The following is an 11,525-nucleotide window of genomic DNA, read 5'->3' as shown; positions in this document are numbered from 1 at the left end:
CTGAAAAAGGAAAGTCATGCCAATCAATTGCAAAGTAAAGTCTATCGAGCCGTTGGCTTGTAATACTTTTCAAATATTACTTCATCCAGAACAACCCGTAGAGTTCAAAGCTGGTCAATACTTAATGGTTGTGATGGGAGAGAAAGACAAACGTCCATTTTCAATCGCTAGCAGCCCTTGTCGCCATGAAGGTGAAATTGAGCTTCATATTGGCGCAGCAGAACATAACGCTTATGCGGGTGAAGTGGTCGAATCAATGAAAGCAGCACTAGAAAATGGCGGAGATATTCAAATTGATGCTCCTCATGGAGAAGCCTGGATCCGCGAAGACAGTGAGCGTTCAATGCTCTTAATCGCGGGAGGAACAGGGTTTAGCTACGTACGTTCAATTCTTGATCACAGCATTAGCCAAAAGATTAAAAAGCCCATTTATCTTTATTGGGGTGGTCGTGATGAGTGCCAGTTATACGCAAAAGCCGAAATAGAAGCCATTGCAGCTACACATGACCATATTACGTTTGTACCCGTTGTCGAACAAACAGAAGGCTGGGCTGGAAAAACAGGTAATGTACTTGAAGCGGTTAAAGAAGACTTTACTTCGTTAGCTGAGATGGATATTTATATTGCCGGTCGTTTTGAGATGGCGGGTGCAGCTCGTGATCAATTTATTACTGAGAAAAAAGCGAAAAAAGAGCAGTTATTTGGTGATGCGTTCGCTTTTATTTAATCTGTTATGGATTATAGACAAATAAAAACGCCACTCTATTAAGGGGTGGCGTTTTTATATACATTGTTTAATCAGAGCTAATTGTTATCATCAACCATGGTTAATGCTTTACGCGAAAGATCCGCCGCCGCTTGTTTTCTGTTTTGTTTATCTAAAACACGCGCAAGATAAGCATAATCAGACATATTTTCACGTATCTCTAATGCGGCTTCAAAATGTTCACGAGCAGGTTGCCATTTTTGAGTGCGCATATAAAGTTGTGCAAGTGTGCTTTGGATGACAGGATTGCGAGCATCGTAATTTACCATGTCTTCAAGTAACAGGGTTGCAGGATGATAATCAGCAAGGTTCAATGTTGGTAGTAATTCTATTAAGCGATCATCTGCGCGTTTTTTTAGGTTATCTCGTAAAATAATATAGGCTTCAGAATCCGCTTTACGGTTGTGTAACTGCCTAATTAAACAGACTAATATAGGAACGTGTTTCTTTAGCTTTTTAGGTAAAGAGTTCCAATGATCTAATAACCCAGCAGTGCCTTTATTTGTCGCAATGAAGGCCATTAATCCACACTCTGCTTTTTCTTCTAATTCTAAAGCTTGCTGCTCCGAAATTAGATTAGCCTTCGTTAATGGATGAATAATATTCTTTAATGGCAGCCATTCATTTAGAGCTAAATAACACTCTTTAAGCAAGCTTAGCAATACAGGGTTACGCGGGTAATCTACTTTTACTGATTGTAGTGTCGCAAGAGCTAACTCATATTGACCTTCACGAATTTGCAATTTTGCACTGGTCAATGCGACAGCTAATGTGCTGTCTGATTGTTCAGAAGCCAGTTGTAAATAACGGTCACGTTGTTCAAGTTGCTTACGACCTTGTGCTGCTTCTGCTGCGGCAAGATAGTTTAATAATGGAAAATCGTTATGACGTCCACCTTTAGTTATTAAGCGTTCAGCTTCTTTCCATTCACCTTCATGTAATTTAATCATGCCTTTAAAGGTGTTATAGCGAGCTTTACGTAAATGACGAGCACTAAACCAACCGCGAGTAAAATTACCGACTGATAAGATGCGTTTTACGAGGATCTCTAGTAAGAACAGACCTGCTATTAATGCGCCAATAAAAAGAACTAACGTGGTTAAGCTCATCTCTATTGTGGTATCTGCAACCGAAATTAAGACATAACCTTGTTGATCGGCAAACGTCGTCCCTACAATTAATCCACCGACTAAAACGATTGCCAGAAGAAGTAATCGGATCATGATTTATCTCCTTCAACCGTTTCCGCTTTCTTTACTGGTGTTGCTTTTATTGGAGTGGATCCAACAGCTTGAACATTTCGGCGTAAACGTTCAGAAATGAAGTCTGATAATAAAGCCTGTGTTTCCATTTTTTGTGGGTAGCGAACATCAACTTTGAATTTGGCTAGTGAGTCTAATTGAGCCATGAAACTCTTAACTGCAGGGTCATCTTGTTGGAAGTATTGAGAAGACCATAGCTTCGCACTTTCTAATGAGGTTGCATACACTTCACTTTGTTCGCGATATAACGCCTTAGAAGCAAGCAGTAGCTTACCTTTGATGTTCTCTTTTAGGTAAAAATGTTGTTCGGGACTAAGCAAAGGAATGACATTACCTTCACGTACACGGTAAGTAATAAAATGACCAGCAAAGTTATCCAGAGACTGCATTAAGTTTGATTGCCAATCATTAATGTTGGTTGAGACTTTTTTCTGTTCTACCGCTTCAGCTTCAGGAAGCACCGCGCTAGCAAGGGGAAGTTTATTGATTTGTTGTTCTAGGCTGTTCAGTTTTAGTACCAAACCATCACGATCAATTAATGGAATGGCCTTTAATGTCGCAATGTCATCTGCCATTGCTCGGCGTAGTGGTGTTAAACTTGGGTCGTTTAAGGCAGAGATGCGCTGGTCTGCATTTTCCATTAGGCGCGTGGCACTTACAACATCATGCTCAAGCCATAATTTACGGCCAGCCATTTTTACTAGGTAATCAGCTTCAGCAAGTAGCCAATCATTTGGACGGCGACCTTTAACATCTGCAATGGCTAATTGAAGGCTAGCAATGCTCTTGTCTTGTTGTTGCATTAAGACGGTAGCCTTACGAACAATTTCATCAGCTTTATCTGTAATACGCTGTTCAGCAGTTACTAATTTTGCATCAAAGGTACTGTCGGCGCTTTTTAATTGCTGTTCAAGTTGAGCAATATGAATTTGTTGCTGAGTTACTTGTTGTTGCGACGTTAAAAAAGCACCGCCACTTAATAAGATAGAAATAATGATAGCAACAGTGCCTAAACGGCGGCCTTTTTTATCGACAAGCTCTTCTGATTTTTTAGGTGCAGTCGTAGAAGTTGAATGCGTAGTTTGGTCTTGTGTTGCCGAAGAAGGCACGATAACCGGTGCTGCGTTTTCTTCGGCAGACTGTGGCTTATTGTTATTTTTTGTCATTTGAAAGTCCCATCATGATGATGCTCACTGAGATAGTGCAGCAAGTCGGAATTAGAGGCTCCGCCAACCGTTTCAATATGTTGATAACCAAGTTGTTGCCCAATTTGGTTAATTCGTTCGCTAGGTACTAATAATCGACACGTTAATACCCAATCTAAATCTGTATTGGTAAATTGCGAGGTGAAAAAAGTAAGTTGTTCACCGCTCGTGACCACCAGCGTATCTACGTTTTTCTCTTGCCACTCTTTAGCTTTTATTGAACCATCAAACGACGTTGATTGTCGCTGATAAGTTTCACAATAGGTGACTTTGGCTCCAAGATCTTCGAGTGCTTGATAAATAAGATCTCGACCGCCATTACCTCGCAGAATTATAGCTCTTTTTCCAGTCACGTTTTTTAAGACAGGGAGTGCAAGTAAATGTTCACTGTCGCTTGGTGTTGGGAAGTGTACTGGATCTGAAATATAGGTTTTGAGGTATTGCGCGCTCTTTTGGCCAACCGCAATGTAATTAACGCCTTTTTTCCATTCTTTTTGCTGCTTTTTAAGGAAAAGTTGAGCATGTTCAACGGCATGTTGACTGACGGATATGATGAAATCCCCATCAGATAAAGAAGAGAATAATGACGGTAGTTGAGACAGTTCTCTACCTGGATGTATGGTGAGTAAAGAGTGAGAAATAGCAGAATGCCCTAATTGATTAAGGGCATTACAGAGTGCTTGGCTCTCTTGCTCTGGGCGAGTCACCAAAATCGTCATGTTAAGCGTCAGCGTATAGGCGATCTAAAATATCTTTCGCGCCATTATTAAGCAGTTGTTCAGCTAACTGGGTGCCTAATGCTTCTGCATCAGAAACCGATCCCGTAATTTCACCACGGACCATGATAGAGCCATCAGGTTCACCAACCAGTGCTCGTAACCAAATCTGGTCGCCATCAATGAGTGAGTAGCTGCCGATTGGCACCTGACAACCACCTTCAAGACGATTATTCATCGCACGTTCACACAGTACTCGGTGTGCCGTTTCTGGGTGATTTAGTGGTGCAAGTAAAGCGCGGATACGATCGTCATTTAGGCGAGTTTCAATACCAACGGCGCCCTGGCCAACAGCAGGTAGAGATTGTTCTGGTTCAATAGAGCTTTTGATTCTGTCTTCTAAACCTAAACGGATAAGGCCTGCACAAGCAAGAATAATGGCATCGTAATTACCATCGTCTAATTTTTGTAGACGAGTACCGACATTGCCACGAAGATCTTTGATAATTAAATCAGGGCGCGCTTCTTTTAACTGGCATTGACGACGTAAGCTACAAGTACCAACGACAGCCCCTTGCGGTAGCTCTTCAATATTGTTGTAGGTATTAGAGACAAATGCGTCACGCGGGTCTTCTCGCTCACAAATGGTCACCAGACCCAACCCTTCAGGAAACTCAACTGGAACATCTTTCATTGAGTGAACCGCAAGATCAGCACGACCTTCTAACATTGCCACTTCAAGTTCTTTTACGAATAGCCCCTTTCCGCCCACTTTTGCTAAAGGGGTATCTAGAATGATGTCTCCTTTAGTTACCATCGTAACTAATTCGACTTCCAAACCAGGGTGGATAGATTGCAGTGCGTCTTTAACAAAATGAGCTTGCCATAGCGCTAAAGGGCTTTTACGAGTGGCAATTCGAACTGGTAATTGCTGTGACATAATAGTATCCGATCAAAATAATTACCTTATCCTACCACTACTTGAGGGTGAGGTGAAAATACAGGATGACAACAGTGTGATTATAGGTTAAAAACAACACCGAAAATTATAGGGATATCTATGATTACACTTAATGCGTGAACTTTACGGCAGTAATGAAAAGTGTTATCTTGATCACGTTTTATAGTCGGTATTGGCTGAGTTCTATCCAATATTAACCGTCATCATTGATGACAAAAGATGGACTAGGCTTTCTATTTGCAAACCTATATTGAAACCTTAATTGCTCGACAACAACGCCTTACTGAACAACGTATAGAGCGTGCGTTAGCATTAATGAAACCACTTGGGCAAGAGATCTTCCATCAATTGCCATTGCTACTGCATTTCAATCACTCGGAACTCCCGGGGTTTATTGAAGGTGCACCTAGTGGTATTAAGCAATTTCATGCAAATCAGAAGCAGCGTGAGTGGATGGCTCAACTGACGCTTCGCTATCCTCTTTCTACTTCTAATCAAGAAAACATCCTTGGTTTGTATTCTATGGGTAGTACTTCATCTATCGGGCAAACTGTCGCCAGTGATCTTGATATTTGGGTATGTATTCCTGAATCACTCCCTCTTGATAAAAAAGTACTTCTACAGAAAAAATGTGACGCTCTGACTAAGTGGGCGGCACAATTCTATATTGAAGCTAACTTTTTCTTAATGGAACAAACCCGTTTCCGTGAAGCGTATTCTGAAGAAATGACAGGAGATAACTGTGGGTCCTCACAGCATCTTTTGCTGCTTGATGAATTTTATAGAACCGCAGTTTGTTTAGGCGGACAGCAATTATTATGGCAGATAATTCCTCCAGAAATGGAAGAAAGCTATGATGAATATGTTGATCAGCTTTGTCAGAGAGGTGTCATTCGTAAAGATGAGTGGATCGATTTTGGTCGTCTAAATCATATCCCTGCGGAAGAATACTTTGGTTCTAGTCTATGGCAACTTTATAAAAGCATAGATTCCCCATTTAAGTCGGTGTTAAAAGCCATCTTATTGGAAGCCTATTCTTGGGAATATCCGCACACTCAATTATTAAGTATTGATAGTAAACGCCGTTTCTTTGCTGAAGAGCCCGATCTCTATGGCATGGATGCGTATTATCTAATGCTAGAAAAAGTAACTCGTTACCTTGAACGAACCAATGATATGGCTCGTTTAGAACTTGTTCGCCGTAGTTTTTATTTAAAAACACATGAAAAATTGTCTCGAAAAGAGGGGCAAGACTCAGTGGAATGGCGTCGTAAAGCGTTAACAGAACTAACCACACGATGGGGTTGGTCTCAAGCAACAATTATTGAGCTTGATTCTCGTCGTTCGTGGAAAGTGGAGCAAGTTAAAAAATCACATAATGATTTGCTTGAAGCATTAATGCAAAGCTATCGTAATTTGATCAGATTTGCACGTAACAACGATATAACGTCATCGATAAGCCCTGAAGACATTAGTATTCTTGCTCGTAAGCTCTACGCTGCATTTGAAGAACTTCCTGGTAAAGTTACGCTATTAAATCCGCAAATTTCACCTGACTTGCATGAAAGTGATTTAAGCTTTATTGAAGTGCAAGATACCGGAATTAATAACGCGGGTTGGTATGTATACAAAAAACCGCTAATCGCTAAAGAATTGATGGGTGCGAAGTATTTAGAACACAACCGATACTTAAGTAAGTTGGTTGCGTGGGCATTCTTTAATGGATTACTTACTGAATCAACACGTTTAGATGCCGTTGTACGCCAAGCTGATCTGAATATTGATAAGTTTTACCAAATGGTAAGCGACTTAAGAAATACGTTTTCTGTTCATATGCCGCAACCAACCAAAGAAGAATTAGGCAGCCCGTGTGAAGTTCGTCAACTTTCAATTTTTATCAATTTAGAAAATGACCCGACTGAAACATTGAAAATGAAGCCTGAGCGAATGAATCAAGCAGATGCAGATATTTTCAGTTGTGGTAGTAATCAAAATAATTTGATCGGAAGTGTTGATTTGGTTTACCGAAATTCATGGCATGAAGTGAGAACGCTTAACTTCAGTGGTGAAACGGCCATTCTTGATGCGCTAAAAACGGTACTGTGTAAAATGCACCAAGACGCGGCTCGTCCTGAATCTGTTGACGTATTTTGCTATAGCAAACAAATGCGTGGCATCATTCGTAATAACATTTATCAGTTATTGGCTGAGTGTATTGAACTTCGCCTAAAACCGGTTGAAAATAACGAAAAACGCCGTCGGTTTAAAGGCATTAAAATTGGCTCAACCATGTACGGTCTATTCTTTGAACGTCGTGGCGTATCGATTCAAAAGTTAGAAGATTCGGTGCAATTTTACTCAAGTATTTCAACCAATAAAGCCATTGGTTCAACGACTATTCCTTTAGGTGATAGCAGCGGTGTCATTATCCCAGATGTCGTGGATTCATTTGCAAGTGAAGGATTAATTCAATTTTTCTTTGATGTATCAGATAAGAACGATGATGGATTCAATATTTATGTCTTGGATGAAGAGAATAAGGTTGAGATTTATCATGAATGTTATGGCAGTAAAGATGACATGGTAAACAGCATTAACCATTACTACACCTCAAGCCGTAATAACATTGATTTAGATCTCCCTGATAAAGTGAACTTTAATTTACCTCAATTTTATGAGGTGGTTTACGGTGAAACAAAAGAAGCCTCAGTGCTTTCTTATCGCAGTGGGCAGCAACAGTGTAAATCAAAACAAGTGCAGTGATTTTTAAATCAAGCATAAAATAACAAAGCTAAGCGAGTATTTTGTCTTAGCTTTGCTCAATTCAAAAGCAAATCTAGCCTCTAGGTTGGGTCTCACTTCATTTCAGTATATACTTCACTCACATGTATAAATAACCAGTGTGATGTGATGGACGTTTCTTTTCTTCTTGATGGTCTTAATGACAAACAGCGCGAAGCCGTAGCCGCTCCGTTAGAAAACATGCTTGTACTTGCGGGTGCCGGTAGTGGTAAAACTCGAGTACTTGTTCATCGTATCGCATGGTTAATGCAAATCGAACAAGCGTCTCCTTTCTCTATTATGTCAGTGACATTTACTAATAAAGCGGCGGCAGAAATGCGTGGCCGTATTGAAGAGTTAATGCATGGCAGTGCGGGTGGAATGTGGAACGGAACTTTCCATGGTATCTGCCACCGTATTCTTCGTGCGCATTATCTTGATGCAAAACTACCTGAAGGTTTCCAAATTATTGATTCAGATGATCAGCAACGTTTATTAAAGCGGTTGATCAAAGCTCAGAATTTGGATGATAAAAACTGGCCTGCGCGTCAAGCGGCTTGGTTTATTAATGGTAAGAAAGACGAAGGTCTACGCCCACATCAAATTAATTCATTTAATGATCCTATCGCTGAAACATGGCTAAAAGTATACCGAGCATACCAAGACGCGTGTGATCGCTCTGGATTGGTTGATTTTGCTGAGATCCTACTTCGAACTCATGAACTTCTTCGTGATAATAAACACATTCGTGAGCACTATCAGGCGCGCTTTAAGCATATTTTGGTCGATGAATTCCAAGATACCAACAACATCCAATACGCATGGTTACGCATGATGGCGGGTCCTGATTGTAAAGTGATGATCGTGGGTGATGATGATCAATCTATCTATGGTTGGCGTGGCGCCCAGATCGAAAATATTCAAAAATTCTTAGATGAGTTTGTGGGTGCAAAAACCATTCGTTTAGAGCAAAATTACCGTTCAACCGCTAATATCCTAAATGCTGCCAATGAACTGATCAGTAACAATACTGAGCGCATGGGTAAGAAGTTATGGACTGAAGATGCAGATGGCGATCTGATCTCTATTTACTCTGCTTATAACGAAATGGATGAAGCTCGCTTTGCGGTTGGGAAAATTAAAGAGTGGCGTGATAACGGTGGTGCTTTGCAAGACTCTGCATTCCTATATCGTAACAACGCCCAATCTCGCGTATTAGAAGAAGCTTTAATTCAAGCAGGATTACCGTATCGAATTTATGGTGGTATGCGATTCTTCGAACGACAAGAGATCAAAGATGCCTTGTCTTACCTACGTTTAATGAACAATCGTCATGATGATGCGGCTTTTGAGCGTGTAGTGAATACGCCAACACGTGGTCTTGGTGATAAAACACTCGAAACCGTGCGTTTTGCTGCGCGTGAACGCGGGGCGACCATGTGGCAAGCTAGTCTTGCTTTGATTGAAGAGCAAGTATTACCAGGTCGTGCGGCTGGCGCATTAAGCCGTTTTATCGAGCTAATTAATGCATTAGAAGACGATACTCGTGATTGTCGCTTACATGAACAAACTGACCAAGTGATTAAAAACTCAGGCCTGTTTACGATGTATGAGCAAGAGAAAGGCGAAAAATCAAAAGCCCGTATTGAGAACTTGGAAGAATTAGTAACGGCGACTCGTCAGTTTGATAAACCAGAAGAAGCCGAAGAGATGACGGATTTAACGGCGTTCTTAACTCACGCAGCATTAGAGTCTGGTGAAGGTCAGGCGGATGAGTTTGAAGATGCCGTTCAACTAATGACATTACACAGCGCGAAAGGGTTGGAATTCCCATTGGTATTTATGGTGGGCGTTGAAGAAGGCATGTTCCCAAGCCAAATGTCAGCAGAAGAAGCGGGGCGCTTAGAAGAAGAGCGTCGTCTTTGTTATGTTGGTATGACGCGTGCGATGGAAAAGCTGTATATTATTTATGCAGAAACGCGCCGAGTGTATGGCCAAGAGAAATACCACAAACCATCACGCTTTATTAAAGAACTACCGACGAACTGTGTTGAAGAAGTACGTATGAAGGCCAAAGTAAGCCGAACAGGATCTTATGGAAGCTATGGTTCTCAAGACAGTTCATCTGATAGTCGATTTGGCCAGAAAGCGATGAATAATAACTTTAATGAAACTGGTTATGGCTTAGGTCAGCGTGTGAAGCACCCTAAATTTGGTGAAGGAACAATCATTAACTTTGAGGGAGCGGGGCCACAAGGACGAGTTCAGGTGGCTTTTAATGGGGAAGGGATTAAGTGGCTTGTGACTCAGTATGCGAAATTAGAGTCAATGTAATATAGCGTTATATTTCCAGTATAAAAAAAGAGAGCGAATTCGCTCTCTTTTTTTTATTTTGTTATGCCACTTTTATTTGAATCAAAGGGATTTATAAATTGTAATTCATTACATTCATGACATTTAAATTTTTTTGTATTACGTTGTGTTATATACCTTTCTACAAAGCTTCTTTTTGACGGTAATAGCGGTAGTTCCGCTTTACAATGCTTACACCTAGCCATAGTTCTAACCTATTTACAATATTATCAGTTATGTATATTTTTATTATTAGCTTAGTGTCACATACTGAAAAATAAATTTCACGAAATGATTTTGATTTTCATGTAGAAATAACAAAATTGAAATACAATTCATGAAATTAGAATGCAAATATTGCAATCTTGTTTGTTTGGTGTATTTAATTTTGGCTGTTATTTATTTTTTCTTTTATTAGTGATAAATGCATCAGTTGTAAATATGATTAATGCTCCCCAAATAAAACCAAACGTAATGGCTTTATCTGCACTAAATACCTCGTCATATAAGCCAACGGCAAGAATAAACATTAAGCTTGGACCGACATACTGAAAGAAACCTAGCGTGGTTAGCTTTAATCGAGTCGCGGCACCAGTAAAACAAAGCAGAGGAACGGTGGTGATGATACCGGCGGCAATCAATAATAAATTCAGGTTTGTTGAATTCGTGGAGAAGTCAGAGGTTGGAGAATTCGCGATAAACAATAAATAGGTAGCTGCTATTGGTAATAGAACTAAGGTTTCAATAAATAAACCAGATTGTGCATTCATAGCGACTTTTTTTCGTAATAAGCCATAGAAACCAAAACTACAAGCTAATGCTAAAGCCACGATGGGAATTGAACCAAAAGTGAACAGTTGAATAAGTACGCCAATCGCAGCAAAACAAACCGCAAGCCATTGCAATTTTCTTAGTCTTTCGCCTAAAAAAAGCATCCCAAGCATGACATTAAAAATGGGGTTGATGAAATAACCTAAACTGGCATCCAACATGTGATCAGCAGTGACTGCCCAAATGAAAATTAACCAATTAGCGCCTATCAACACACTGCTTGTCATTAGGTAACCCATTTTTCTTTTATCTTTTAGGGTGTTCGCAACCGTTTTCCAACCTTTAGATAAAAACAGTAGTCCCGCTAGAAAAAAGAAAGACCAAATAACACGGTGGCTTAAAATCTCTAACGGGGAAACCTCACTAATAGTTTTGAAATAAATAGGTGCGATGCCCCACATGGTATAGGCACTAAGAGCCAAAAAAACACCCTGGCGGGTGCGTTGTTGTTCGAGTTCTGTGGTTGGCATAAATAGATTCTTAACGAAATAATGTAATAGAAAAGGTGTCTTTATGATCACACCTTGTATGAATTGTTGTTCGATGGAGTATAGAGCTCAGTGTCGAATGTGCCTAGTATTTTCCTATTGCTCTTTTCCTCACCAATAAGCATAGGTAGAATGAGCCTCCCATAGTATTGATGAGTTTTTT

General features: G+C 40.3%; 8 protein-coding genes. 3 read left to right on the top strand and 5 right to left on the bottom strand.

Annotation, left to right across the window (positions count from 1 at the left end; translation table 11 throughout):
* Window positions 1-16 precede the first annotated feature (16 nt).
* Window positions 17-727 (top strand): NAD(P)H-flavin reductase, encoded by a 711-nt coding sequence (gene fre, locus A6E06_RS01485; RefSeq protein ID WP_065594497.1) that lies wholly within the window; start codon window positions 17-19, stop codon window positions 725-727.
* A gap of 77 nt (window positions 728-804) precedes the next feature.
* On the opposite strand, the gene A6E06_RS01480 is transcribed toward fre, so the two are convergent.
* From A6E06_RS01480 to hemC, 4 genes are read right to left on the bottom strand one after another with little or no spacing between them, the layout of a single operon-like run.
* Entirely contained in the window at window positions 805-1,989 is a 1,185-nt protein-coding gene (locus A6E06_RS01480) for a heme biosynthesis HemY N-terminal domain-containing protein (protein WP_065594496.1), read from the bottom strand.
* Window positions 1,986-3,194 (bottom strand): uroporphyrinogen-III C-methyltransferase, encoded by a 1,209-nt coding sequence (locus A6E06_RS01475; RefSeq protein WP_065594495.1) that lies wholly within the window; start codon window positions 3,192-3,194, stop codon window positions 1,986-1,988. Before A6E06_RS01475 ends, A6E06_RS01480 begins: the two co-directional genes overlap by 4 nt.
* Window positions 3,191-3,952, bottom strand: coding sequence for a uroporphyrinogen-III synthase (locus A6E06_RS01470; protein WP_065594494.1), 762 nt, complete (start codon window positions 3,950-3,952; stop codon window positions 3,191-3,193). The genes A6E06_RS01475 and A6E06_RS01470 overlap by 4 nt, the downstream gene beginning before the upstream one ends.
* Before the next feature lies 1 nt (window position 3,953).
* On the bottom strand, window positions 3,954-4,889 hold the full coding sequence (gene hemC / locus A6E06_RS01465; protein WP_065594493.1) for a hydroxymethylbilane synthase: 936 nt from the start codon (window positions 4,887-4,889) through the stop codon (window positions 3,954-3,956).
* A gap of 258 nt (window positions 4,890-5,147) precedes the next feature.
* Between hemC and A6E06_RS01460 the strand changes: the two genes are divergently transcribed.
* The gene (locus tag A6E06_RS01460; RefSeq protein ID WP_065594492.1) at window positions 5,148-7,673 is read left to right on the top strand and encodes a class I adenylate cyclase; all 2,526 of its coding nucleotides are present in this window, start codon (window positions 5,148-5,150) and stop codon (window positions 7,671-7,673) included.
* Window positions 7,674-7,820: 147 nt separating this feature from the next.
* Window positions 7,821-10,025 carry a DNA helicase II gene (gene uvrD, locus A6E06_RS01455; protein WP_065594491.1) on the top strand — a complete coding sequence of 735 codons (2,205 nt, stop codon included), beginning with the start codon at window positions 7,821-7,823 and terminating at the stop codon, window positions 10,023-10,025.
* A gap of 413 nt (window positions 10,026-10,438) precedes the next feature.
* On the opposite strand, the gene rarD is transcribed toward uvrD, so the two are convergent.
* The gene (rarD, locus tag A6E06_RS01450) at window positions 10,439-11,344 is read right to left on the bottom strand and encodes an EamA family transporter RarD (RefSeq protein ID WP_065594490.1); all 906 of its coding nucleotides are present in this window, start codon (window positions 11,342-11,344) and stop codon (window positions 10,439-10,441) included.
* Between the last annotated feature and the right edge of the window lie 181 nt (window positions 11,345-11,525).

The sequence above is a fragment of the Aliivibrio sp. 1S175 genome, assembly GCF_001690985.1.
Taxonomy (GTDB): Bacteria; Pseudomonadota; Gammaproteobacteria; order Enterobacterales; family Vibrionaceae; genus Aliivibrio.
This window is presented reverse-complemented; position numbering and strand designations above follow the sequence as displayed.